This is a genomic window from Chryseobacterium sp. DT-167 (genome assembly GCF_058310155.1).
In genome coordinates, this window is record NZ_JBZEEQ010000013.1 from 94,187 (window position 1) to 120,609 (window position 26,423).

Annotated in this window: 22 protein-coding genes and 3 tRNA genes; 11 read left to right on the top strand and 14 right to left on the bottom strand. The window is 35.0% G+C overall.

The genetic code is table 11. The features are described 5' to 3' along the window. Positions 1-6: 6 nt before the first annotated feature. Positions 7-1,536: a DUF4270 family protein gene (locus AC4FQ5_RS16430; RefSeq protein WP_491145040.1), complete on the bottom strand. Its 1,530-nt coding sequence runs from the start codon at positions 1,534-1,536 to the stop codon at positions 7-9. Between the two features lie 23 nt (positions 1,537-1,559). After that, positions 1,560-2,330, bottom strand: a complete 771-nt coding sequence (locus AC4FQ5_RS16435; protein ID WP_491145042.1) for a glycogen/starch synthase — start codon at positions 2,328-2,330, stop codon at positions 1,560-1,562. Between the two features lie 168 nt (positions 2,331-2,498). Here AC4FQ5_RS16435 and panC point away from each other — a divergent pair, with 168 nt between their 5' ends. Then, positions 2,499-3,347, top strand: a complete 849-nt coding sequence (gene panC, locus AC4FQ5_RS16440) for a pantoate--beta-alanine ligase (RefSeq protein ID WP_491145044.1) — start codon at positions 2,499-2,501, stop codon at positions 3,345-3,347. A 96-nt stretch (positions 3,348-3,443) separates the two neighbouring features. On the opposite strand, the gene AC4FQ5_RS16445 is transcribed toward panC, so the two are convergent. The 3 genes from AC4FQ5_RS16445 to AC4FQ5_RS16455 form a co-directional block, all read right to left on the bottom strand. Then, a tRNA-Lys gene (locus AC4FQ5_RS16445) sits at positions 3,444-3,516 on the bottom strand. Between the two features lie 65 nt (positions 3,517-3,581). Beyond that, positions 3,582-3,664 (bottom strand) — tRNA-Leu (locus AC4FQ5_RS16450). Positions 3,665-3,699: 35 nt separating this feature from the next. Next, a tRNA-Lys gene (locus AC4FQ5_RS16455) sits at positions 3,700-3,772 on the bottom strand. Between the two features lie 115 nt (positions 3,773-3,887). Between AC4FQ5_RS16455 and AC4FQ5_RS16460 the strand changes: the two genes are divergently transcribed. Continuing rightward, positions 3,888-4,403: a shikimate kinase gene (locus AC4FQ5_RS16460; RefSeq protein WP_491145045.1), complete on the top strand. Its 516-nt coding sequence runs from the start codon at positions 3,888-3,890 to the stop codon at positions 4,401-4,403. Here the strand turns inward: AC4FQ5_RS16460 and AC4FQ5_RS16465 are convergent. Beyond that, the gene (locus AC4FQ5_RS16465) at positions 4,398-4,835 is read right to left on the bottom strand and encodes an RNA-binding S4 domain-containing protein (RefSeq protein ID WP_491145047.1); all 438 of its coding nucleotides are present in this window, start codon (positions 4,833-4,835) and stop codon (positions 4,398-4,400) included. The genes AC4FQ5_RS16460 and AC4FQ5_RS16465 overlap by 6 nt on opposite strands. A gap of 54 nt (positions 4,836-4,889) precedes the next feature. Here AC4FQ5_RS16465 and AC4FQ5_RS16470 point away from each other — a divergent pair, with 54 nt between their 5' ends. Continuing rightward, positions 4,890-5,624, top strand: coding sequence for a hypothetical protein (locus AC4FQ5_RS16470; RefSeq protein ID WP_491145049.1), 735 nt, complete (start codon positions 4,890-4,892; stop codon positions 5,622-5,624). 64 nt (positions 5,625-5,688) lie between these two features. Here the strand turns inward: AC4FQ5_RS16470 and AC4FQ5_RS16475 are convergent, their stop codons facing one another. From AC4FQ5_RS16475 to AC4FQ5_RS16485, 3 genes are all read right to left on the bottom strand, one after another. Next, the gene (locus AC4FQ5_RS16475) at positions 5,689-7,191 is read right to left on the bottom strand and encodes an FMN-binding glutamate synthase family protein (RefSeq protein ID WP_491145050.1); all 1,503 of its coding nucleotides are present in this window, start codon (positions 7,189-7,191) and stop codon (positions 5,689-5,691) included. A gap of 56 nt (positions 7,192-7,247) precedes the next feature. Beyond that, a complete protein-coding gene (mtaB, locus tag AC4FQ5_RS16480) occupies positions 7,248-8,594 on the bottom strand; it encodes a tRNA (N(6)-L-threonylcarbamoyladenosine(37)-C(2))-methylthiotransferase MtaB (RefSeq protein WP_491145052.1) in 1,347 nt (448 codons plus the stop codon). A 143-nt stretch (positions 8,595-8,737) separates the two neighbouring features. After that, positions 8,738-9,304: a hypothetical protein gene (locus tag AC4FQ5_RS16485; protein WP_491145054.1), complete on the bottom strand. Its 567-nt coding sequence runs from the start codon at positions 9,302-9,304 to the stop codon at positions 8,738-8,740. 135 nt (positions 9,305-9,439) lie between these two features. On the opposite strand from AC4FQ5_RS16485, the gene AC4FQ5_RS16490 reads away from it, so the two are divergent. Continuing rightward, a complete protein-coding gene (locus tag AC4FQ5_RS16490) occupies positions 9,440-9,775 on the top strand; it encodes a nuclear transport factor 2 family protein (RefSeq protein ID WP_491145056.1) in 336 nt (111 codons plus the stop codon). A 45-nt stretch (positions 9,776-9,820) separates the two neighbouring features. Here AC4FQ5_RS16490 and AC4FQ5_RS16495 read toward each other — a convergent pair whose 3' ends face one another. Both AC4FQ5_RS16495 and AC4FQ5_RS16500 read right to left on the bottom strand, forming a co-directional pair. Beyond that, the gene (locus tag AC4FQ5_RS16495; protein WP_491145057.1) at positions 9,821-11,923 is read right to left on the bottom strand and encodes an FIDD domain-containing protein; all 2,103 of its coding nucleotides are present in this window, start codon (positions 11,921-11,923) and stop codon (positions 9,821-9,823) included. Between the two features lie 135 nt (positions 11,924-12,058). Beyond that, entirely contained in the window at positions 12,059-12,856 is a 798-nt protein-coding gene (locus AC4FQ5_RS16500) for a hypothetical protein (protein WP_491145059.1), read from the bottom strand. Positions 12,857-13,057: 201 nt separating this feature from the next. Between AC4FQ5_RS16500 and glgP the strand changes: the two genes are divergently transcribed. Next, positions 13,058-14,722 carry an alpha-glucan family phosphorylase gene (gene glgP, locus AC4FQ5_RS16505; protein WP_491145061.1) on the top strand — a complete coding sequence of 555 codons (1,665 nt, stop codon included), beginning with the start codon at positions 13,058-13,060 and terminating at the stop codon, positions 14,720-14,722. Positions 14,723-14,771: 49 nt separating this feature from the next. Here glgP and AC4FQ5_RS16510 read toward each other — a convergent pair whose 3' ends face one another. After that, on the bottom strand, positions 14,772-14,963 hold the full coding sequence (locus AC4FQ5_RS16510; RefSeq protein WP_491145062.1) for a DUF6496 domain-containing protein: 192 nt from the start codon (positions 14,961-14,963) through the stop codon (positions 14,772-14,774). A gap of 13 nt (positions 14,964-14,976) precedes the next feature. Further along, complete coding sequence (locus tag AC4FQ5_RS16515) at positions 14,977-15,450, bottom strand: hypothetical protein (RefSeq protein WP_491145064.1); 474 nt, start codon at positions 15,448-15,450, stop codon at positions 14,977-14,979. Between the two features lie 218 nt (positions 15,451-15,668). Here AC4FQ5_RS16515 and AC4FQ5_RS16520 point away from each other — a divergent pair, with 218 nt between their 5' ends. Further along, positions 15,669-17,798 (top strand): S9 family peptidase, encoded by a 2,130-nt coding sequence (locus AC4FQ5_RS16520; RefSeq protein WP_491145066.1) that lies wholly within the window; start codon positions 15,669-15,671, stop codon positions 17,796-17,798. Between the two features lie 351 nt (positions 17,799-18,149). Here the strand turns inward: AC4FQ5_RS16520 and AC4FQ5_RS16525 are convergent, their stop codons facing one another. After that, positions 18,150-18,395, bottom strand: coding sequence for a hypothetical protein (locus AC4FQ5_RS16525; protein ID WP_491145067.1), 246 nt, complete (start codon positions 18,393-18,395; stop codon positions 18,150-18,152). A gap of 84 nt (positions 18,396-18,479) precedes the next feature. On the opposite strand from AC4FQ5_RS16525, the gene AC4FQ5_RS16530 reads away from it, so the two are divergent. From AC4FQ5_RS16530 to recG, 5 genes are all read left to right on the top strand, one after another. Then, positions 18,480-20,135 (top strand): peptide MFS transporter, encoded by a 1,656-nt coding sequence (locus tag AC4FQ5_RS16530; RefSeq protein WP_491145069.1) that lies wholly within the window; start codon positions 18,480-18,482, stop codon positions 20,133-20,135. A gap of 132 nt (positions 20,136-20,267) precedes the next feature. Beyond that, positions 20,268-21,986, top strand: coding sequence for a peptide MFS transporter (locus AC4FQ5_RS16535; RefSeq protein WP_491145071.1), 1,719 nt, complete (start codon positions 20,268-20,270; stop codon positions 21,984-21,986). A gap of 134 nt (positions 21,987-22,120) precedes the next feature. Then, positions 22,121-23,632, top strand: a complete 1,512-nt coding sequence (locus AC4FQ5_RS16540; RefSeq protein ID WP_491145073.1) for a peptide MFS transporter — start codon at positions 22,121-22,123, stop codon at positions 23,630-23,632. A gap of 29 nt (positions 23,633-23,661) precedes the next feature. After that, positions 23,662-24,195 carry a thioredoxin family protein gene (locus AC4FQ5_RS16545; RefSeq protein ID WP_491145074.1) on the top strand — a complete coding sequence of 178 codons (534 nt, stop codon included), beginning with the start codon at positions 23,662-23,664 and terminating at the stop codon, positions 24,193-24,195. Positions 24,196-24,304: 109 nt separating this feature from the next. Beyond that, the gene (recG, locus tag AC4FQ5_RS16550) at positions 24,305-26,389 is read left to right on the top strand and encodes an ATP-dependent DNA helicase RecG (RefSeq protein WP_491145112.1); all 2,085 of its coding nucleotides are present in this window, start codon (positions 24,305-24,307) and stop codon (positions 26,387-26,389) included. Positions 26,390-26,423: the final 34 nt, after the last annotated feature.

Sequence of the window (26,423 nt, forward strand, 5' to 3'; positions counted from 1 at the left end):
ATTTTTTTATTTTGTACCGTAGGTAACTCTTAATTGAATTCTATTTGTATTTGCCGGATCTGATCCTACAAAAACAGCTCTATCCAAAGCGAAAGGTCGTGATGTATACTGATATCCTGCCAAAGTTGACCCGGTAGATGAAGAGATAAAATTTCCTAAATCTACTCTGAAATATTTATCGCTATATTTTGCTCCTGATTCAACAATATCTTTTACAGACTGAGTAACTGTGAAGTCATAATAAGCAGGATTTTTATCTAAATCATATGCTTTGATATAGGCAAAATTAGGTGTTGCACTAAGTTTTAACAAGTCTTCCGTAAAATTGGTAGTTTCCTTCCCGTCTACAATATCTTTCTGAAGTATCGTTAAGATTGTAGGTTTTTTAAGATTATTTTTCCATGCAACAGGATCGGTATACATTCTGATTTTTGCACTGATAATCGCAGCTTTATTATTTTGATATAGAGTTTTCAATGTATTTATTGTCTCAACTGGAAATTTAATCCCAATTGAATTCCCCCCCATTCCTTGAGTGTAAAGTTTCGCATCACCAGTAGTTGTATTTCCAATAGATGCTGACTGTAATGCAGATCCCGTTCTATTGTATTCATAATTTCCGATATGAGCATTTCCGTTTCCTATTGAGAAAGCGTATTTCTTTTGAGTGCTCGTTGTTGCACCTGTATCAGTAGATTTGTAATACATGATCAATTCAACTGATGAAGGTGAAAACTGTACCAAATATCCATCAGAATCTGTAACAGAAACTTTTAAACCTCTAAAATATCTAATGAATGTTGTAACATCTTTTAGTTCGGGTTGACCTTTTTTATCAATAATTTTTGTCTTAAAGAAACTTGCTGAAAGTGGTATTCTAAAACCAACTTCAGAAGAAAACAACGACGTATTATCCGAATCTTTTGTAATAGCAACGGAACTTACATATCCGTTGAATGTTTTAGAACCTAGTTCCTGACCTATTTGGTAAATTTTGTTAGAAAAAGCTATGTCGCTATACCCATTCAAAAAATCAGTAACTTCGTGTACTTTAACAGCTAAATTCCCACCATTAAATTTTGTTCGTCCATATTTGGTTGCGGGATATCTGTTAAAAACTTTTTTTGCTGGTACTGCACCATCCGGATAAACATAATTTTCATCGGTAGTGGTGGTCAAAGAATCTGAAGCATATGTTGGTTTGATGACCAATACTACAGAATCAACTTCTGCACTCGCACCAAAATCAGGATCATAAGCCGGAAGCCTTACCTGTGTATAGTAAGCAGCTCTCTGCATTCCAAATTGACTTTCAGAAAAAGCACCCAAAGTAGCTAAGCCTAATTTTGCGGCATCACTTCTTATACTGTCATTATTATTAATATTATATGCGGTAACGTCATACGCAACTTCATTTCCATTCGCCGCTCCGTCTAAAAACAATTGTTCCCCCAAAGAATCCGGATCCGGTTCGCAATTGTACACCAACATTCCGCCAAAAATCACCATAGAAAGTATAGTGAGGGCTCTTTTCACATTATAAATCATCAAAATGTTCTTTAATATAGTTTATTGATAGAATCTACGTCCAAATATTCTGACTTTGAAGTAGTAGTTTCGTTAAAAGCTTTATCCAAATCTCCTTCTAAAAACTCGTCACCTTTCACCACTTCATCTACATATTTCATACTTTCAATGACAAAACTTTGAAAACTCGGATTATTTAACGCTTCTAATCCTGAAATATTATCAAACTGTAATTTTTCTGCAATACTTTTATCTAAGGGAGCGTCCTTTTCATTATATAATGAAAGAACAATTTTTGCATCTTTGAAATAAGTATCAGATTCGTAAAAGGTTTTTAAATAAACCGGAATAAAAGAAGCCATCCAACCATTAAGGTGAATCACGTCCGGAACCCAGTTTAATTTCTTTATCGTTTCTATAACGCCCCTTGCAAAGAAAATTGCACGCTCGTCATTATCAGGAAAGCCTACACCTTCATCATCAAAATAATATTGTTTTCTTTTAAAATATTCTTCATTATCTATAAAATAAACCTGAAGTCTTTCTCCCGGAAGAGAAGCTACTTTAATGATAAGGGGCTGATCTAAATCGTTGATGATGATATTCATCCCAGAAAGTCTGATGACCTCATGAAGCTGGAATTTCCTCTCACTTATCTGTCCAAATCGTGGCATAAAAACTCTTACATCATTGCCTTCTTGGTGCATTTTAAGTGCCATTTTGTTTACCACGGTTCCTAAATTGGTGTCTTCCTGATAAGGGTACATCTCTGTGGTAATGTACAGTATTTTCTGATTGGGCATATAATTTTTATATAATTTAAATAATGCTATAAGTTGCAAAATTACAAAAAAACATCCAACATCAATGTAATTAACATTTATTTACGATAATCATTCCGTACAAACTGCTAAATCTTAAAAATTAATCCCAGATATTTTAGTATTTTTGAATTGCTATTAAAATAAATTATGGAAGTTCTAAAAAACAAAAAAACGCTTCAGGACTTTATTGAAAGACAGAGAGAAATGGGAAAAAAAATCGGTTTTGCACCAACGATGGGAGCCTTACACGATGGTCATCTCTCCCTTTACGAAGCTGCACGTACAGAGAATGATCTCGTCATTTCTTCAATATTTGTAAATCCGACTCAGTTTAATAATGCTGAAGATTTAAAAAAATATCCCAGAGACACCCGTCGAGACATTTCGATTCTTGAAAAATCGGGCTTGGTAGACGCTGTTTATATTCCGGAAGTTCAGGATATTTACCCCGAAAAAGCAGAAAGCCAGCATTATGATTTTGACGGTCTGGAAAATGAAATGGAAGGAAAATCACGACCCGGACATTTTGACGGTGTAGGAACTGTGGTTGAAGAACTTTTCAGTCAGGTAAAACCAGATACGGCTTACTTTGGTGAAAAAGATTTTCAACAATTGGCAATCATCAAAAAAATGGTTGATAAAAAACATCTTCCTATTAAAATAAAAGGAGTTGATATCTACAGGGCAGAAAATGGTCTGGCTTTAAGCTCAAGAAACCAGAGACTGGCTGAAAACAGAAGAGAAGACTCGAAAGTTATTTATGAAACGTTGGTAAAAGTGAATGATTGGTTCAGAACCGTTTCTGTATCTGAAATAAAGGATAGAGTGAGAGATATTTTTGATGACCAGAAAGGTATGCAGCTTGAGTATTTTTTAATCGCTGATGAAAACACACTGAAAGAAACAGATTTTTTCTATAATAACAAATCTTACAGGGCATTTATTGTAGTGATGGTAGACGGAGTAAGATTGATCGACAATATGCATTTAGATTAAAACCTTCAACAAAAATCAAAGGCTTCCTGAAGGAAGCCTTTGAACACCAAATCACAAAATATTAATATGAAAAAAATTTACTTTTCAGTAAACTTGTGACCCGGCTGGGATTCGAACCCAGGACCCATACATTAAAAGTGTATTGCTCTACCAGCTGAGCTACCGAGTCGGTCTTGATTTAATTTGATAAATATAAAATAAATTTCAGACTTACCAAATATTTTTTTTTTGCAGTGCCTGCGACTGGACTCGAACCAGCACATCCTTAGGAAACCACCCCCTCAAGATGGCGTGTCTACCAATTTCACCACGCAGGCAAAAAATTATAAAAAATATATAATATTTTTGCTAGTGACCCGGCTGGGATTCGAACCCAGGACCCATACATTAAAAGTGTATTGCTCTACCAGCTGAGCTACCGAGTCGGTCACTGATTATCAAGTTTTCATCGTAAGTAATGTCCCTTGTTTTTAGTGGTGCAAAGATAGAACTTTTTTCATTATCTCAAAACTTTTTCGCAAATTTGTTCAAAATAAATTCATGATAATTTCACTCGTCGGATACATGGGAAGTGGCAAATCTCACATTTCCAAAATTTTAAGCGAAAAAATAAATTTTAAATTAATTGACCTTGATAAAGAAATTTCCAGACGAAATAAATTGACGATCCCTGAAATCTTCGAAAAGAAGGGCGAAATCTACTTCAGGAAGCTGGAAAGGGAAACTTTGGAAGAAATATTGGCGACCGAAGAAAACATTGTTCTCAGTCTGGGCGGAGGCACCCCTGTGTACTACAACAATATGGAAATCATCAACCATAATTCAAAAAGTGTATTTCTCAGAACGTCTATCAATACTTTAATAGAAAGAATTTCAAAACAAAAAGAAAAAAGACCTTTGATTGCTAACATTTCAGATGAAAATCTCCCTGAGTTTATCGCCAAACATTTATTCGAAAGAAATGAATTCTACAGCAAAGCACAATTCCAGATCAGTACAGACTCTAAAGAACCTGAAGTGATCATGAATGAAATCATTGAAAAGCTTTATTTATGAATCTTTTTCTTCTTCAGAATCGTTCTCTCCAAAAAAATCATCCCAATCTGTAAAGTCAGCATCTACATCATTTTCTACATAGCCATCGATCTCTCTTCTGTCTTTTTTGGTGGGTCTTCCTTCGCCTCTGTCCCGGTAATAACTCTGAGACATTTTACGAAGCTTTAATAATTCATATTGTTCTTTGTCGGTAACATCTTTAATGTGGAGCGAAACCAATTTTGCTCCAATTCTGCTTTTAGGGATTTGTATGACTTTAATTTTATAGTCAATCTGATTTTTACGGATCCTGATCACATCACCTTCTTTTACCTCTTTAGACGACTTTACAACCGACTCTCCTATTGCTACCCTGTTCTTTTTGATCTCGTCGGTAGCAATACTTCTGGTCTTGTAAAAACGAATACTCCATAAAAATTTATCTATTCTCATAATTTTTTATACTTTTGCCGTTATATTATTTGTAAAGTAATTAAAGTTTTTGAAATGAAAAAAATATTTTTGTATATCCTTGCTGGATCTTTGTGTTTTTCAGCTTGTAAAAAAGATGATGAAGTAGAAACATTTATAGAGCCGGATAACATTGAAGTGAGAAACACTCTTGATGAACAGGCTATCCAAAAATTTATGGATAACAACTACTTAGACACACAAGGGAATATCAAAGCGTTTAGCAGTACAGACGCTACTGATGATAATTATAAGAAGTTATCTGAACTAAGTCCGGTAAAACTTCCTTCCGGAGTTATTTACATTAAAAGAGAAGGAGCACAACCCAATCCTGGAGTAGCAATAAATACTGATTCAAGCTCACCAACTACTGCAAGTCTGATCAAAACAATGATGAGAGTTACCTACTATCGTGCTACAGATACGGACGGAAATGTTGCCCTTACAACTGGGGGAGCCCTTTTAAATACAATTGATGGTGAAGCTTCTCCTACAATTGATCCAAAATTTTACTATGCGAAAAAAAGTATTGTAACAGATACATATCCACGAAGCTATTACGAGATAGAAGGCCTTCAGGAAGGGTTAAAGTATTTCAATGGTTTTCAAAACTTACCCAATGAAACCTTACCTAATTTACAGGGTGTAATTATTGTTCCTTCAAAAGCAGCTTTTGCAAGAGATGCCAATTATTATAGTCTTCAGAATGCAACATTTGTATTCAACTTCCAGATTTATCATACTGAAGTAAGACCAGTAGGTCAACAATAAAAAAACAAAAAATCCGCTTCAAATTTTACGAAGCGGATTTTTTTTGCTGTATGCGAGATTTAAATTATCTCACATTTCCCAGAATATCCGGGAAATATTTATCCGAAAGATGCTCAAACTCATCGCCACGCATGAACATGGTAGCATCTACTTCTTCATAAGAATCTCTTCCTGCCGCTGCAATCAATTCATTACAGGTGTGTAATGTATTTTTGTGAAAATGGTACACTCTTTCAGCTTTATCCGTCACATCAAGACCTTTGATCAGCATTTTATCCTGTGTTGCAACGCCTGTAGGGCAATTGTTGTTATTACATCTCAAAGCCTGAATACAGCCTAAAGAAAACATAAACCCTCTCGCATTATTACACATATCGGCTCCCATCGCAACTGCTCTCAAAATATCTAAACTTGTCAGAACTTTTCCGCTTGCGATCACTCTCAGCTTATTTCTGACATTGTAATTTTTCAATGTTTTATTTACAAAAATCAATGCTGGTTCCAGAGGCATTCCCACTCCGTCAGAAAATTCGGGTGGTGCAGCTCCGGTTCCTCCTTCTGCTCCGTCAACGGTGATAAAATCAGGATAAATCTTCAGAACGTTCATCTGAACGCAGATATCTTCAAACTCTTTCGTATCACCAATACAAAGCTTAAAACCAACAGGTTTCCCTCCCGAAAGCTCTCTTAAATGCTGTACAAATTTCAACAAACCTGCTGCATCTGAAAAAGATGAATGTGATGGCGGAGAAACAATCGTCAAACCGGGCTGTACGTGACGTATTTTTGCAATTTCCGGAGTATTTTTCACTCCCGGTAAAACTCCGCCGTGACCTGGTTTTGCACCTTGAGACAATTTAATCTCAACCATTTTCACGTTGGGAAGATTTGAATACTTTGTGAATAATTCAGGATTAAATTTTCCTTCCTCATCTCTGCATCCGAAATACCCGGTTCCGATTTGCCAACAAAGATCCCCTCCTTCCAAATGATGCGGAGAAATTCCACCTTCTCCTGTGTTATGATAAAAATTTCCTTTTTTTGCACCTCTGTTTAAAGAAATCTGGGCCCTGTCACTCAACGCACCGAAGCTCATTGCCGAAATATTAAACAACGAAGCATGATAAGGCTGTGTACATTGCTCACCTCCTACCCAAACTCTCGGAAGTTCTTCTTTTGGAGATTTAGCATAAATAGAGTGTTTGATTCCTTCGTACTTTCTGTGATTAACCTCTAGCTGTGTTCCGAAAGGCACAGTATCACTCAGGTTTTTTGAACGTCTGTACACTGCAGAACGCTGATTTCTTGGAAATGGTTTCCCGTCTGTTTCTCTTTCGATAAAATACTGCTGCATTTCGGGAGAAATATCTTCAAAAAAATATCTGAAATATCCTAAAACAGGGAAATTTCTGAGAATTGCATGCTTGGTTTGATAGGTATTATAAACCCCTAATGCATAAATTGCCGTTAAAAGGATCGGAATCCAATAATGTGCTCTTATCAGCAATGCAACGATCCATGTTACAATGACCAACACAATTCCCCAAGATAAAAATTTATCTCTCATAAGAATGTAGATTTAAAAAAAGTTAAAATAAATTTAGTGGAAATAAAGCAAACAGACTATGCTTTTGCTAAAAAACTTTCGTAAGATGACTGCACAGAAACCGTGCCATCTGAAAGGATTTTTTCTAAATTCAGAAATTCAATCTGATTGACAGAAGATTGGTCAAAATCTTTTTGTACCCTCACGTAATTTTCTGTGAAACCGTACATTTTTCCGTCTTTATTTTCGTGCTCCCAAAGTACGGGAAGTGTTTGCCCAAGCTGAGTCTGATAGAATGCCATTTTCTTTTTCTCAGAAAGAATTCTAAGCATTTTGTTGCGTCTTTTTCTTTCGGGAATTGGAACAGTTCCTTCCATTTCGGCAGCTTCCGTATTTTCTCTTTCAGAATAGGTAAAAACGTGCAGATAACTGATAGGAAGCTCATTCAGAAAATTATAGGTTTCCATGAATAACTCTTCGGTTTCTCCCGGAAATCCAACGATGACATCAACGCCAATTGCTGCATGAGGCATTACCTCACGGATTTTATTGGCTCTGTCTCTATATAGTTTGGTTAAATAACGACGTTTCATTTTTTTCAGCAAATCATCGCTTCCCGATTGCAAAGGAATATGAAAATGTGGAACAAAGCTCTTACTTTTAGAAACCAGCTCAATACTTTCATCCTTCAAAAGATTCGGTTCAATTGATGAAATACGGATTCTTTCAATACCGTCAACCTGATCTAATTCTTTAATTAAATCTAAAAAAGTATGCTCGTGTTTTTTGTTTCCAAATTCACCTTTTCCGTAATCACCAATGTTTACACCGGTAAGAACGATTTCTTTGATGTCTCTTGCTGCTATTTCTTTTGCATTTGTAAGAACATTTTCGATGGTATCTGAACGGGAAATCCCTCTTGCTAAAGGAATTGTACAGTAAGTACATTTGTAATCGCAGCCATCCTGAACCTTCAGAAAAGCTCTGGTTCTGTCACCGATAGAATAACTTCCGATGAAAAAATCTGTTTCTTCGATTTCGCAAGAATGGACAATACCTTCACTTTCAGATTTTTCCAAGTCATCAAGATAGCTCAGAATATTGAATTTCTCTTTGGCTCCAAGAACTAAATCTACACCTGTAATTTGTGAAATTTCTTCCGGTTTTAACTGCGCATAACATCCGACAATCACCACTAAGCCTTCGGGATTTGCTTTCATGGCTCTTTTTACGTGAAGTTTACATTCACGGTCTGCGTTTTCAGTTACCGAACAGGTATTGATGACATAAATATCTGCTTTGTCATCAAAACTCACCTTATCATAACCGGCATCTGTCAATTGACGGGCAATAGTAGATGTTTCCGCAAAATTTAATTTGCAGCCAAGGGTATGAAATGCGGCAGTTCTGTGAAAATGAGACATTTATTATTACTGAATTTTAATGGGTGCAAAGATAATAATTTAAATATGAATACTAAATTGATTCGGTCTATAGTTTGTAATCGTCTCGCAGTTCCTTGCTTTTCGCAAAGCAAACGGGAGAAGAATTCTGAATTTCAACCTCATCATTTTTTCTGTAAATTTTCAATACACTGCTCTCTGATATTCCAGATTTCATCTAAATTATAAGGAATTTTTTCTTCAGCAATCCAATTTTTAAGATACTCTTTATGAAATGAAATTTTCTCTGCAAAAATTTGATTATACTCTATTTCCTTTTCAATTAAAATCTTATTTCTGAATTGTCTGTAATCCGAATCAGGCTTAGTAAAATCAAAATATTCATTTTCAATTTTGAGATAATTGTGTGCTTCGGGAATATAATTTAAATGATATTCTTCCAACGTTTTTTTGATTTTAAGAGTATAATCAGCATCCATTTTAAAAATACCGAGAATCAATTTTACTTCAGGATGATTATTTTCAAGTGCTAATTTTTTTAAAACTGCGTGTTTTGTACTGCAGGTTCCTGCTGATTCGTCGAAAACACATTTGATATTCCTTTTGTCTAAATTTCGTTTATAAGGTAATTCGGAAATGTATTTACAAGCTGAAGAAAAATCAGTGATCTTCCGACTAAGAAACTGATCAGAAATAATTCCTTTATATTGAAGAATCGAGAAGTTTTTCATTCTTTTAATTTTAATAGTATTAAAAACCCGATTATTAACCCTACATTTCCGTGATCGAATTTAAATCCAAGTTAACAAATTCCCCGTATATAAAGATAAAAGAAGTAATTTATGGTGTGCAAAATCAGTGATTTTATGAAAGATTTAAATTCTCTGAAAATTGATCAGCTGGAAAAGTGGTTTACAGATGAAAGTACAATATGGATTCCACCCTCAAAAGAAATTTCAGGCAAAAATAGAATATTAGCCTTGTTCAGAGCTATTTTCAGGCGTTATGAAAAAATTGAATGGCATGTTTCGGAGATTTTTCACTTAGGAAATGAAAAATATTTTTATCAGACAACATCAATCGGAAATATGTCGGGATCGGGTGAATATGAAAATAGCATTTGTACAATCGTTCAGTTTTCAGAACACGGTAAAATCATCTATCTTTCTGATTATTTTAAAGATACTAAAGTTTTTAACTGAAAAGACCACCTTTATTAAGATGGTCTTTATTTATTTAATTGTTATTTATTCTCTATTCTTCACCAATACCCAACCTGTATACTTGAATAAGGTATTTTTCTGATCATTTTCATTCCATGTTACAGAATACCAATAATTTCCCGTAGGAACTTTTTTTCCACCTGAACTTCCGTCCCATTTGTAGTTATTGAATCTGTCTGCATGGAAAATTTTATTTCCGTAACGGTCAAAAATGTTGAATACCAAATTCTGTTTATTGGCCAATGCAGAATAATCGATGACATCATTTACTCCGTCTCCGTTTGGTGTGATTACGTTAATTAAATTAGGGACTACAATGTCTATCTTAATCGGTTCACAATCATAAGCATCTTTCACGTAAATCATATGATCACCTCTTGAAATGTTTGTAAAGACATTAGAGTCCTGCCAGTTGACATTATCCATAGAATATTTATAAGGTGCTTTACCACCATCAACATTAATAGTAACTGTAGTATTTGAAATTTCTATGCTTGAAACCACGGGTTGGTCAGAAGCATATACTTTTACCGTCTGATAAGAAATACATTCGCCAGTTTTTAGTTTCACCCAATAAGTTCCGACTCCGGCATCAGAAATTGTTTGTGTAGTGGCACCCGTACTCCATTCATATCCGTCAAATCCTGCACCTGCATCAAGTACGGTCTTGTCTTCGATACAGATGATTTTATCTTTTAAAACAGCAGAATAAACCGGCGGAATTACCTGCAAAGTAATTTTTGCAATAGCATAGCATCCGTTTTCATTAAAGACTTTTACATAAGCCACTCCGCTTGGAGAAATATATGCTGTAGCCATTGCAGCTGGTATTTCATTAGTTTCGCTGATTGCATCCTGTACTGACTTATAATATTTTTTTGTAGTTCCTGTTTGCAGTGTAACGTTTGCAGTAGTAAGATCAAAAGATGCAGTTACCAAATTTTCCTGCAATGCACAAAAGCGTAAAACAGCATCATTTACAACTACTTCAGGATAAAAACTCAAGGTAATCGCTGCCGTATCTGAACAACCTTCCGATGTGGTAACCAGTGCGTAAACTACACCTTGTGCAGAAACATACTGAGTCGGATTCATAATCTGTGCTGTTCCGGCATTCAGGTTTGCCATTGTAGGATAATATTTTATGGTAATATTAGAACCCGTAAAGACATTTGCTGAATTTAAATTGAAGGTTGCCGTACCCGCTTTATTATTGTTACAGGCAAATATAGTTTTGTCAAGAGCCGTAATATTCCCCTGCTTAAATTTAAACGGGCCAATCTGACGGCAAAAGTTGATCGGATTGTTTGGATTGGCAGGATCCTGATAATGAATGCTGTAATAATAAATCGTTGTCGTATTTACAGTAATCGGAGCTGTAATAGGACTTGTTCCGGCAAGTGCATCATTCTGAGTTGTATGGTAAGAAACAATAAAATTAGGATTTCCATTCAAAATTCCTGCTGTAAGTGTTGTGAAATCAAAAACTGCAGGACTTACACATATCAAAACTTCTCTCGGATCTGCAGGATTAGCTGCAGGTAATCCCGGTGGAATAAACGGCTGAGGCTGCAATGCAGGGTCTGTAAAGGGAGAAGCTAATGTTGCTGTTCCGCCCCACGTTAATGAAAAAGGTGCGGTGGTTGTACTTCCTGCACCCACCCAATTATCGATGTACAGATAATAACTTTGCCCTGCCACAACATCCATATACTGACAATACGGCGTCAAAGATCCTCCCGGAGCATTGGTGATTGTACTGGTCATATTGAGTCCTGTTGCAGCACCTACTCCGAGTACAGTTGCAGCATTACAGCGTATCGGTGAACCTAAAGTTCCGCAGGTAACATTCGGACCATAAACTGCCCAATCGTAATCTGCATCAGGATCATTCGGAACTAAATTAAAAGTCAATGTACCACTCGTGGCAATCGTCAATTTATACCAGATAGAATTATGCTCACCAGTGATTAAACAACCTCCTAAAGATTCGTTCACGGCGCCAATTCCGGTGGGGCTGTACGTAATATTTGAATTTCCGCAAACCGACAATGCAGTAGAACAATCTGCCTGAGAGAAAAAAGTTTGTGAAATAAGAAAAATAAATAAAAGTAGAGTTTTTTTCATATCAGATTGGTTATTAAGGTTTAAACTTTATCAAATATAATGAAATTTAATTATAATCACCAAATAATGATAAAAACAAAATATTTAATATGAAAAATATTAAATATTTGAATATTTGATACCTGATCAACAAAACTACTTAATACTCGTCATATTCCCGCAAAGATTTTCAAGATGAAAAATTTTGTGAAACGGACTTTCCACTTCCTTCAAATGCTCTTTATCCTGAATAAAAGTATAGCGTGACGCCAGAGAATTCATATCTGAAACAATAACAAGCCAACACTCATCAACGGATCTGTCATAATAAGGAAACTTCTCGTTCTTCTTTTCTATTAATTCTAAAATTTTCTCGGAGCAGAGCTCATCAAAGAGATTCATATTATATTCGTGAGTAATAAAGACATTTCTGCGATGAGAAGATTTTCTGATGCTTTTCACGCATCCCAATGCTTTATTTTTTTTAATGCTTTTATAAATATTAAGAATAATTTCCTGTTGCTGTTCAGGGGTATCAAATTTTAAGTGGGTGTGAAAAGACAAAAAATAAACACCACGATATTTCGTGGTGTCTTCATGTTCTAACAATATTTCTGCCTGACGGAAGATCTTATTCAAATTGCTTTCAACTTTCTTCATCTCAAGATGATTGATGACCTCGGTCAATTCTATTCCGATTTTTTTGCCGTTGAATTTTGCGATAAAGTCGGGACTTTCGCAGGTGAGATTCTCAAAGGTCACTTCAGGAAAATGGTGCATGAAAGAATTCAGCAATAATATTTCAGCTTTTTTCTTGTATTTTTCCCTTTCATGGAGAGGCGATGCATCGATTGTACGATGATATTTCTCCATCGGTTTCTTCTTCAGATGTCGGTTGAGGTAGTATAAACTTAGATTTTTAATCAAATCTTCCTCTGAGAATAATTTTTTCATGCACTGATTCTTAATTATTAAAGGATACTTGGAACCCCCCGTTTCACTCTTGAAGTTTTTGATTATCAAAAATTTACATTTAAAGGTAGTAAAAAAAACTTCTCCAAAGATTATTTTAAAAATAATTTATCATATAATTAATGTAAAGTTTATTTTCTTAATTAATACCTTTACCCTTTTAAACACAAAACCGATCTTTTTATGGATTTTAAAAATTTTAAAATACCTTACAGCGTAAACGAAAAGTACACCAAAAAAGTAGCCTATTTTTCTATGGAATTTGCGATAGAACAGGTTCTGAAAATATATTCCGGTGGTTTGGGATTTTTAGCGGGCTCTCATATGAGAAGCGCTTATAATCTGAAGCAGGATTTAATAGGAATCGGGATTCTCTGGAAATTCGGATATTATGATCAGGCAAGAAATCATGATCAGACATTACAGCCAGTCTGGACAAGAAAAATGTACAGTTTTCTTGAAGATACCGGAATCAAATTCCAGATCGAAATCCACAGTGCTCCCGTTTGGGTAAAAGTATGGTATCTGGACCCTGAAATCTTCCATACAGCACCCATGTTTTTCCTTTCAACGGACGTTCCGGAAAACGACCATGTTTCAAAAACAATCTGCCACAAGCTGTATGATGCTAACGAATCTACAAAACTGGCTCAGTATATTTTATTAGGAAAAGGCGGTGCAAAACTTCTTGACGAAATGAATATCGAAAGAGAAGTCTATCATCTTAATGAAGCGCACGGGCTTCCCGCAGCATTTCATCTGTTAAAAAAGTACAGCGGAAATCTGCATAAAGTAAAAGAAAAATTAGTTTTCACGACCCATACTCCGGAAGAGGCCGGAAACGAAAAGCACAACCTGAGATTATGCTACGATATGTCTTATTTTTCAGGTCTAAGCATGGAAGAAGTTAAAAAACTGGAAGGTTCTGACGGTGAGCTTTTCAATCACTCACTTTGTGCTTTGAAAATGGCAAGAATTGCAAACGGCGTATCACAACTTCATGGGGTTGTTTCCAGAGCCATGTGGAGCAAATATCCCGGAATTTGTGAGATTAAATCAATCACCAATGCCCAGGAATTCAAATATTGGGGTGATAAAGAACTCTATATTGCTAAAGACGAAAATAACGATACTATTTTTGATTACCGCAAAAAGCTTTTAAAGAAAAGACTGTTTAAAATCGTTGCAGATCAAACCGGAAATTTGTTTGATCCGAATATTTTCACCATTGTCTGGGCAAGAAGATTTGCAGGATATAAACGTGCTGATTTACTGTTGCACGATAAAGACCGTTTTTATAAATTATTAAACAACCCCAAATATCCCGTACAGATTATTTGGGCCGGAAAGCCTTATCCTATGGATTATTCGTCAATCTCAACTTTTAATACTCTTGTTGAGGAGAGCAAAAATCATAAAAATATGGCCGTCCTTACAGGGTATGAATTGTCTTTAAGCAAATCTCTAAAGCAAGGTTCAGATCTCTGGCTGAATAATCCGAGGGTTCCGAGAGAAGCTTCAGGAACTTCAGGAATGTCAGCTGCGATGAACGGAACGGTCAATCTTTCAACTGATGACGGCTGGATTCCTGAATTTGCAAAACATGGTGAAAATTCTTTCGTTGTTCCAAAGTGTGATTACGAAAATATGAGCATCTACGAGCAGGATAACTATGATCTGAATAAATTGTATGAAATTCTAGAAAACGAAGTTCTTCCGCTGTATTATGACCAGCCAAAAAAATGGAGAAACATACAGCAGAATGCCATGAATGATGTAAAAGACCAATTCAACAGCGATAGGATGGCTGATGAATATTATGAGATACTTTACAATCAAAACAAATAAAAAAAAATAAAACCGTTCGTGACAATTCGCGAACGGTTTTTATTTAAGATTAATCCTTTTTCTTCTTTTCCTTAGGTACTTTCAGACCTTTTTCACGGGCTTCAGATATTCCGATGGCAACTGCCTGCTTTTTATCTGTAACTTTCTTTCCGGAAGATGATTTCAGCTTTCCTTCTTTGAATTCCTCCATCACCTTTCCAACTTTTTCCTGAGCTTTTTCTGAATATTTTGTTTTGCTCATCGTATTGATTTTTTTAAGATTTGGATATCGAAACTCCTATTTCGTAAACGTGTGCATGCTTGAGATACTTTGATCGCTCTCTTGATGTCACAGATTCAAATTGATCATTCTTCAGAACAACGATAGGATCTTCAGCATTTTCAATTTCAAAATTTGCTAAATATCTTTCATCGGGTGGTGATTGCTGCAGTTTTGCTTTGATCTTCTGCAATTCGTCTGCATACTGTTTAAAACCGGGATCAGAAGAATGAATAAATTTATACTCATCACCGGCATCTACAAAATAATGTAGCTTTTTTTCAACCAGTCCTGCTTCGGTGGTAATCTGGGGATTATCATTTCCGTCTTTAAAACCCACTTCTACCACAGTTCCACCCTCTTTCCCTGCATAGTCTTCTGCTTCATTGAATGTAGAAAATCCTGTATATATTGTTTGGTTTTCGAGTTGGTACTTGTTAAGTTTCTTGTTATTTGCCTGCGTTTCCATAATTATCATTTTAATGTGAGAGAATAGCTTCAATTTTTCTGCCAAACCTTTGTAATCTGTAATTAATCTTATCAAAAACAACATTTATTCACAAGTAATTTCCATACTTATTATTGTGTTTTATTAGAAAACAGTCAAAAAGCGGATAGAATTTTTTCTGTCAGCTTTTTTTATAAAATCACTATATTTGAAAACTTACGATATTTCTATTTTTGAAAATGAAAAAACTCTTACTTACGCTTACGATTGTTGCTGCACTTTACAACATTTCGGCACAGGAAATCACTTTAGATAAAATATATTCTGGTTATTACCGCGGAAAAGGCATTGCCGGAATCACGTCTATGAAAAACGGCGAAAACTATCTTGTCATCGAACAGGGCGGAATTGCAAAATATTCCTACAAAACTTCCCAAAAAGAAGGAAATCTGGTTGACGGAAATTTTGAAAGCTATGAGTTTTCTGATGATGAGTCTAAAATTCTTTTTTTAAAGCAAAGTCAGCCGATTTACAGACATTCTTTTTTAGGTGTTTATGATATTAAAGATTTAAAATCAGGAAAGACAACCAGTCTGAACGAAGGAAAACCTGTTCAGGAACCAAGATTTTCACCTGATGCCACCAAAGTTTCTTTCATTGTTGATAATAATTTATTTTATCAGGATTTAAATTCAGGAAAAATCACGCAGATTACAGAACACGGCGTGAAAAATAAAGTTCTGAACGGTTTGGCAGATTGGGTTTACGAAGAAGAATTCGGTCATGCAAGATTGTATGAATGGACGAAAAACTCAGCAGATATTTTATTTGTGAAACTCGTAGAAACAGATGTTCCGGAAATTTATATTCCGATCTATGAAAAATCTCTGTACCCGACAGAAATGCGTTATAAATATCCGAAAGCAGGAGAAAAAAACTCGGTTGCAACGGCACATATTTATCATTTGGCTGATGGAAAAAAGACTAAGGTAAATTTAGACAATTTTAAAAATTACTATATTCCGAATGTTATTCGGACTTCAAATCCTGATGAAATTGTTTTGATTACTTCACAGAGAACACAAAATGCTTCAGATGTTTTAAAAGTCAATACAAAAACAGGAGCTACAACAAAACTGTTTACAGAAACTGACGACAAGTGGATCGACACAGACAATGTAACTCTTGAATTTTTGGATGACAACAGTTTTCTTTGGGGATCTGAAAGAGACGGAAATCGCCATTTGTATTGGTATGATAAAGACGGAAAACTAAAAAAACAGGTAACAAAAGGAAATTGGGAAGTAACAGATTATTATGGCTATAATCCGAAATCGAAGGAAATATTCGTTCAGACTACTGAAAAAGGAAGTATCAATAAAGTAGTTTCTAAGATTAATATTGAAAACGGAAAAGCTCAGTTGATTTCTAATGCAGAAGGAAATAACTCAGCAAATTTCAGTAAGAATTACAATTATTTTATCGAAACTTCCTCTACTGTTGCAAAACCATACACTTTTGTTCTGAAAGACGGGTCAGGAAAGACTTTGAAAGAACTTCAGAATAATAATGACCAGCTCAAAAAACTTCAGGCTGATAATTTCACTGTAAAGGAATTTATCACGATTCCAAACGGAGCGGGTGATGAGATGAATGCATGGATTATCAAGCCTAAAAACTTTGATCCCAAGAAGAAATATCCATTATTTATGTTCCAATATTCAGGTCCGGGATCTCAACAGGTTTCCAATTCCTGGGACAACGGAAATGCAATTTGGTTTGAAATGTTGGCTCAGAAAGGTTACATCGTAGCTTGTGTTGATGGTCGTGGAACAGGTTTTAAAGGGGCTAAATTTAAAAAAGTAACGTATAAAAACTTAGGTAAATACGAGATTGAAGATCAGATTACAGCCGCAAAATGGCTGGGAACTCAATCTTACATTGATAAAAGCAGAATTGGTATTTTCGGATGGAGTTTCGGTGGTTATATGGCGAGTCTGGCAATGACAAAAGGCGCTGATGTTTTTAAGGCTGGAATTGCTGTTGCACCGGTTACCAACTGGAGATATTATGATTCAGTGTACACAGAAAGATTTCTATTAACCCCACAGGAAAATCCGGCTGGTTATGATGAAAATTCGCCGACAACATATGCCAATTTATTGAAAGGTAAATTTCTATTAATTCACGGAACAGCCGATGACAACGTACATTTCCAGAATTCTATGGAGTTTTCTGAAGCCTTGATTCAAAATAAAAAACAATTTGAATTTATGGCTTATCCGGATAAAAATCACGGGATTTACGGTGGACAAACCAGACCTCAATTGTATCAGAAAATGACGGATTTTATCTTGGAGAATCTTTAAATTTCATAGTAAATTTAAACTAAAAAAAAATCCGAATCCTTTTATACGAGATTCGGATTTTCATTTTCTTTCTTTCCAATTTTCGGGATTTTTGGAAGTGTGAAAAACGGAATATATTTCTACTAAATTTTCCTCTTTATTATAAAAATAATGAATTCCATAAGGAAATTTTTTAAGGAAAATAATTCTGTTATCATCATATTTCAATTCTAAAGACAACGGATTTTCTTTAATGAAATTGATTTTCGAACGAATTCTTTAATAAAATTATTCCACAGCTTTTTATCAATTTTCCTATACCAATCATTAATTTCTCTTAAATCCTGTTTTACAAAGTGACTATATATTATTTTAATCTCCATTTTCTAAATTATTCAAATAGTTATTCATTTCGGGTTCAGAAACAAAACTTTGAGGATTATTTTGAGCATAATCCATTCTTCTTCTTACTTCATTTTTTTGCCATTCGGGAACTTCATATTCCCTTTCTTTAAAATGTTTATGTTTAAGAAAATCAATAAAATCATTGACTTCATTTAAAAATTCTTTCGGTAATGTTTCCAAATTACTTTGTATATCTTTTACTGTAATTTCCATTTTTGACACTTAATTTACTTAAAGTTAATAAAATTCGTTTATTATATTAAATATTTTATATTTGTGAAAATTGAAATTTGAATTATGAAGACTAAACATCCTAAAGGACTGCCTTTCCTCTTCTTTACTGAAATGTGGGAACGTTTCGGATATTATTTAATTCTCGGAATATTTGTACTCTACGTTATTGAACCTACAGGTTTGAAAGGTGGTCTTGGACTTCCGGACAAAACCGCAGATGATATTTTCGGAACCTATATCGCTTTGACTTATTTGACACCTTTCATCGGAGGATTTTTGGCAGACAGAGTTTTAGGATACATCAATTCCATTTATCTGGGTGGAATTTTAATGGCTGCAGGATATATAGGAATGGGAGTTTTTAAAGATTTACCCCTGTTTTACGGATCTTTGGCTTTGATTATTGTTGGAAACGGTTTTTTCAAACCCACAATTTCTACATTGTTAGGAAATTTATATTCCGAAGAGCCATACAGAGCAAATAAAGATTCAGGATACAATATTTTCTATATGGGAATCAATATAGGTGCGTTTATCTGTAATATTATTGCGGCTTTCATGCGAAATAAATTCGGTTGGGGAGAAGCATTTATCACAGCCGGGGTCGGAATGTTGATCGGAATGGTCATTTTTACCATAGGTCGAAAGCATTACATTCATGCTGCCAAAATGAAACCTGTAGAAGAAGGCGACACAAAGCTGTCTGAGATTTTGTTAAAAGTTTTCGTGCCTGCGATTGTAGCCGGAATTATTGGATGGTTTATTCCGAAAAATATTTTTGGAAGCGACAGTACAGACGCATTTATTTTTGCATGCGTTCCTGTTATATATTTTTATGCTTCTCTTTACTTTAAAGCAAAACCTGAAGAAAAACCTTCTATCGGAGCTTTACTTTCTGTGTTTCTGATCAGTATGTTCTTTTGGGCTGTTTTCAAGCAAAACGGAACGGCGTTGACAAGATGGGCAAATTATTATACGGACAGAAGTGTTTCTGTATCTTTAGAAAAACCTTTGGAAGAAATCTATATGGTTGATGGTAAAGGTTATGAAAATAAAGAAGTTCCTGTTTATGATAATCAGTATCAGTCTCAGAAAGACAAAGACGGGAAAGCAATCAAAGAAACGGGAAAAGATATTTATTTTAAAAACATTTCTCCTGAAAAACGGGCTGATTTAGAAAAAAATCCGGAGAAAAAAGTTTATTTATACAACACAGAATTATTTCAGTCGATCAATCCGTTTTGGGTGATTGTTCTAACACCTGTTATTGTAGGATTTTGGGCGTTTTTGAGAAGAAAAGGAAAAGAACCTTTAACGCCTACGAAAATTGTTTTAGGATTATTCATTTCAGGTGTTTCCTGTTTGGTGATGGTTTTGGCTGTTTGGGCAGGAGATAACGGAGCTGTAAAGGTTTCTCCATGGTGGCTAGTTGCGAGTTACGGAGTGATTACAATCGGTGAGCTGTGTCTTTCCCCGATGGGACTTTCATTCGTTTCAAAACTTTCTCCTGCAAGAATTACTGCATTGATGATGGGTGGTTTTTTTCTTGCAAACTCGGTTGGTAACAAACTTTCAGGAATTCTTGCAAGTACGTGGTACAGCTATGATAATAAGATGAATTATTTCCTTGTCAACTTTGCGCTACTGATTTTCGCAACACTTTTAGGACTTAGTATGCTGAAAAGATTAAACAGAATTATGAAAGAAAAAGGTCATTAACTTTTACTTCTATACAATACCAGGCTGCAGAACCCTTCTGCAGCTTTTTTGTTTAAAATAAAATTAAAACCTTGTCAAAAACTCAAAAAAAACTATATTTGTCAGTCTTAACAAAAAATTAACAATTTATATATGGATACAGTAGTTCAGTCGAAGACTAAACACCCTAAAGGATTATGGGTTCTGTTTGGAACAGAGATGTGGGAGCGTTTCAATTTTTACGGAATGAGAGCATTACTTACCTTATTTATGGTAAACTCTCTTCTTATAAAAGAAGCAGATGCTGCAATTATTTATGGCGGTTTTTTAGCTTTATGTTATTTAACACCACTTTTAGGCGGATTTATCGCAGATAAATATATTGGAAACAGAAATGCAATTCTGGTTGGTGGTACTTTGATGGCGATCGGTCAGTTGTTATTATTTTTCAGTGCTTCTACTTTTTCATCTAATCTTGGAGGTGCAAAAACCTTAATGTGGCTGGCTTTATTCATCATTATCTTTGGAAATGGTTTCTTCAAGCCAAACATCTCATCAATGGTAGGAAGCCTTTACCCAAAACAGGAAAAATCTAAACTTGATTCTGCTTTTACTATTTTCTACATGGGAATCAATATTGGTGCATTTTTGGGTCAGTTTATATGTCCGTATTTAGGAGACGTCAAAGATTCTGAAGGAGTAAGAGATATTTTTGCTTTCAAATGGGGCTTTTTGGCTGCATCCATTGCAATGCTAATAGGTACTGTTACCTTTTTTATCCTTAAAAATAAATATGTAGTAACTCCGGAAGGAAGACCAATCGGTGGATTACCAAAAAATAATACAAGTGATGATTTTGAAGAAGGGGAAACTCAAACTGCAAAATTTTCAGGTAAAAATATGGGAATTGCAGCAGTACTCTTTGTTGCTCTTTTCTTTGTATTCAGATATGTTTTAGTAGGTGAATTTGGATTCAGCTCTGTAGCAATGGGACAATTGATTAAAGGAATCATCTACCCTTTCATTTATGCAGCAGGAATCGCGTTGGCATTTTTGATTATGAGTTCTGCAGAAAACAAAGTGGAAAGACAGAGAATCTGGGTAATTTATATCGTTTCATTCTTTATTATTTTCTTTTGGGCTGCTTTTGAACAAGCAGGTTCATCATTAACTTTCATCGCAGATAACCAAACCGACAGAAACATTTTTGGGTGGAATATGCCACCATCTATGGTGCAGATTTTCAACGGATTATTTGTTGTAGCATTAGCTTTACCTTTCAGTATTCTTTGGGATAAATTAAGAGCAAAAGGAAAAGAGCCGGTTTCTCCAATGAAACAGGCAATAGGTCTTGCTTTGATTGCTTTAAGTTATTTCATCATTGCTTATAACGTAAAAGATTTAGGAAATACAGGTTTATTAGCAATCAAATGGTTGATGCTATTGTATCTAATTCAAACAATGGGGGAACTTTGTTTATCACCCATTGGATTATCTTTAGTTGGTAAATTAGCTCCAAAAAGATTTGCATCTTTATTATACGGAGTTTTCTTCATCTCAAATGCAGCGGGCTATGCTTTAGCCGGTTCTTTAGGAGCAATTATTCCTGCAACCGGAGATAAATTTGTAAAAGCTGAAAAATTAGGAATAAACCTTCAGGACGTTTTGGATAAGAAAATAACCCTTACTCCTGAACAGGTTGCATTATTTGAAAAAGAACAATTACCAACTGCAAACACTACGTTTGCAGGAGTAGAAATTCATAATTTATTTGAATTCTTTATGGTATTTGTTGTACTTTGTGGTATTGCCGCCGTGATCCTTGCCATTTTATCACCCAAATTAAAGAAAATGATGAATGGCGTAAGCTAACATCATTTTTAAAATAATATTTAAACCTCTGATTTTTTCAGAGGTTTTTTTATAAATTCGTATCACACAATGTTTTCAATTTTATCATAACAAAATGTTACTCATTGAAAAATTCAAATAATTAATCATTACTTATGAATCTAACTCTTGACGAGATACAAAATTTTAAAGGAAAATACCCTAAGCAAATCTGGTCACTTTTCTTTTCCGAAATGTGGGAACGTTTCTGCTTCTATGGAATGCGCGGAATGCTTGTTTTTTTCATGATTTCTCAATTGAACTTCCATGAAAAAGAAGCCAATCTTCAATATGGAGCGACTCAGGCTTTTGTTTATGCATTTACTTTTGTAGGCGGTATTTTTGCTGATAAAATTTTAGGTTTCAGAAAATCTCTTTTCTGGGGCGGGCTTTTAATGATTGCAGGAAGTCTGATTTTAGCAGCAGATCCGCATAAATTTTTCTTCTTAGGAATTGCATTTACAGTTGTTGGAACAGGGTTTTTCAAACCAAATATCTCTTCAATGGTCGGTCAGCTTTACAAACCAAACGATTCAAGAGCTGATGCAGGATTCTCACTTTTTTATGCAGGAATTAATCTTGGAGCATTATTAGGCGGATATTTATGTATAGCAATTGGTAAAGGTGAACTTTTCGGAAGTATCATTTCAGAAAGTATGAGATGGAATGTGGCTTTTGGTCTTGCTGCAATTGTCATGGTTATCAGCTTAATTAATTTTGTTTTCACTCAAAAAAGCTTAGGGACTATTGGTCTTCAGCCCGGACATCCTCTACAAGAAGTAAAATCTGCCCCAATGCCGAAATGGAAAGAATATGGAGCGTACATTTTATCTCTGATTTTCATCCCGATCATTATGATAATGGTTTCAGTTCCTGAATACACCGATTATTTCATGTGGACAGTCGGACCATTAACTTTGATTTATTTATTTTATGAAATGTCTAAAGTGACATCAGCCGAGCGTAAAAAACTTTGGGCAGCATTGATTTTCATTTTATTTTCTATTATTTTTTGGGGAATTTATGAGCAAAGTGGCGGTTCATTGAGTATTTTCGCAGCCAAAAATTTAAATAAGGATCTTCTTGGTTTAGATCCAAACGGTGTAAACAATTCCGGAGGTGCATTTTTTATCATTTTCCTAGCTCCATTGCTTGGTCTGTTATGGATCTGGATGAGCAAAAGAAAAATAGAACCTAACACGATTATCAAATTCGGACTTGGATTTATCTTTTTGGGATTAGGATACTATGTACTTTTTGCAACAAGATTTTTTGCAGATTTACAGGGAATCACATCATTAAATTTCTTTACCATTGCTTTGTTAGTAATCACCTTAGGAGAGCTTTGCCTATCACCCATCGGATTATCAATTATGACTAAACTTTCCACCAAAAACCTTCAGGGAATGATGATGGGAATGTGGTTTCTTGCTTCTGCTTACGGGCAATATGTTGCAGGAATCATTGGTGCAGGATTGGCAACTGCAAAAGAAGGCTCCACCAATTATGATGCATTGATAACCTATACAGAAGGTTATAAACAATTGGCTCTCTACGCAATCATTGCCGGAGTGGTACTGATTTTGATATCTCCATTGGTCAGAAAACTGATGCAGGAAGTAAAGTAAACATCAGTAACCTGTAAAAATATCAAATCATGAAAAAAATTTCCATCATACTATTCCTTTTTTTTATCAGTTTAAATTTTGCTCAGGTAAAATGGATGACAATCGAAGAAGCCCTGAACGCACAGAAAGTTCAGCCAAAAAAAATACTGATCGATTTCTATGCAGATTGGTGCGGACCTTGTAAAATCATGGATAAAAAAACCTACGGACATCCCGTTATTTCAGAGTTTTTAAACCAAAATTACTATCCTGTAAAATTTAATGCTGAAGAAAAAAAGCAGATTGAAATATTCGGAAGAAAATTCGTAAACGAAAATACTGCACATAAAAAAGGAAGAAATTCTCTACATGAATTTACACAATTTATGAATGTAGGAGCTGTTCCAAGTACCGTTTTTCTAGACGAAAACGGAGCTCCGATTACCATTTTACAGGGTGAATTGTCTGCAAAAGAACTCGAACCATATCTTACTTTGATTTCAGATGACTTATTTAAAAAAATTAAAACCAGACAGGAGTGGGAAGATTTTCAGAAAAAATTTAAATCAAACATAAAAGATTAAGCAACTCATAGCAATTAACTAACGAGAATAAAATACATTATAAAAGGCTTTCAAATCTGAAGGCTTTTTTTATTTCTAAATTTTCCCGAAATTCGTGGCTTTCTACCCATTGACTTTAGAAACTTCCATAGAATACGTTAAAGGAATCGGTCCTGAACGAGCCAAACTCATCAAAAATGTGTTGGGAATTTCTACCGTTGAAGATCTTCTGCACTTCTATCCTATCCGATATATCGATAAAAATAAATTGTATAAAATCGGGAATCTTCAAGAAAGCAATCTTGAAATTCAGCTGAAAGGTAAAATCTCCAACGTTCAGGAAATTCATAATGGGAAAATAAAAAGACTGACTGCCAAATTCAATGATGACACAGGAAGTATGGATTTGGTTTGGTTTCAATACTCAAAATGGCTGAAAGAACAGCTTCCGGTGAATCGTGAAGTTTTTATTTTTGGCAAGATCAATGCTTTCAATAATCAGTTTTCGATGCCGCATCCGGAAATTGAACTGGATGAAAATAAAGAGAAAGATAATCGTTTAAGACCCATTTATCCAAGTTCGGAAAAATTGACCAAAAGAGGTTTGAATCAGAAATTTTTTCAGGTGATTTTACGAAATATCTGCAAAGAAATTCCTGATTTAATTCAGGAAAATCTTCCGGAATACATGATGAAGTCGATGAATTTTTTATCAAGACAACAAACTTATCTGAATATTCATTTTCCTGAAAATTTAGAATATTTCGAGAAAGCTGATTTCAGATTAAAATTTGAAGAATCTTTCTTTTTCCAGCTAGGTTTTGGATTAAAAAAAGCTCATCATAAAACAAAATCACATGGAAATCCGTTTCCTATTGTCGGGGATTATTTTACAGATTTTTATGAAAATCATCTTCCTTTTGACCTCACCAATGCACAAAAAAGAGTTTTAAAGGAAATCCGGCTCGATATGAAAAAGCCTATTCAGATGAATCGACTTTTACAAGGTGATGTAGGTTCAGGGAAAACAATGGTTGCTCTACTGACGATGCTGATTGCGCTTGATAATGGATTTCAGAGCTGTTTAATGGCTCCAACAGAAATTCTTGCCCAACAACATTACAACGGAATCAAAGATTTACTGAAAGACACACAAATCAAGGTGAATATTCTCACAGGTTCCGTAAAAGCTTCTGCCCGAAAAGTCATTCACGAAGAGTTAGAAAACGGCGAACTCTCCATTTTGGTGGGAACTCACGCTGTTTTGGAAGATAAAGTTAAATTTAAAAATCTGGGCTTAGCAATTATTGACGAACAACACCGATTTGGAGTTGCGCAGCGAGCAAAACTTTGGGCAAAAAATAAAATTCCGCCACACATTTTGGTGATGACTGCAACACCGATTCCGCGAACTTTGGCAATGAGTTTTTACTCTGATCTTGATGTTTCTGTAATTGACGAAATGCCTGTCGGAAGAAAACCGATCATCACGGCTCACAGAAGAGAAAAAGATCGGACTTTTGTCTATAATTTCTGTCGTGACGAGATCAGAAAAGGTCGGCAAATTTATTTTGTTTATCCGTTAATTGAAGAATCTGAAACGTTGGATTATAAAAATTTGATGGAAGGTTTAGAGCATGTCATGCAATCTTTTTCAGATTACAACGTTGCAATGCTTCACGGGCGAATGAAACCTGATGAAAAAGACATCGCCATGAATTATTTCGCTTCCGGAAAAGCAGAAATTATGGTGGCAACAACGGTAATTGAAGTTGGTGTCAATGTTCCAAATGCATCGGTAATGGTGATTGAAAGCGCTGAAAGATTCGGTTTATCACAGCTTCATCAGTTGCGAGGTCGTGTCGGAAGAGGTGCGGAACAGAGCTATTGTATTCTGATGACTTCTGATAAATTATCAACAGAAAGTAGAACCAGAATTAAAACGATGACCGAAACGAATGACGGTTTTAAAATTTCTGAGGTTGATATGCAATTGCGTGGTCCGGGTGATATTCTGGGAACTCAGCAAAGTGGTGTTGTAGATTTCAAAAGACTTGATTTGGTGAATGATTCGGCAATCATTAAAAACACCAAAAATATGGTGGAGAAGATTCTTGAAGCCGATCCCTTGCTTTCAAGACCTGATCATCAGATTATTAAAAATTATTATCTACAATATTATAAAGGGAAAAATAAGTGGAGTAAGATTTCGTAATTTCTTTTAAAATCAACATTATTTTTGTCATTGA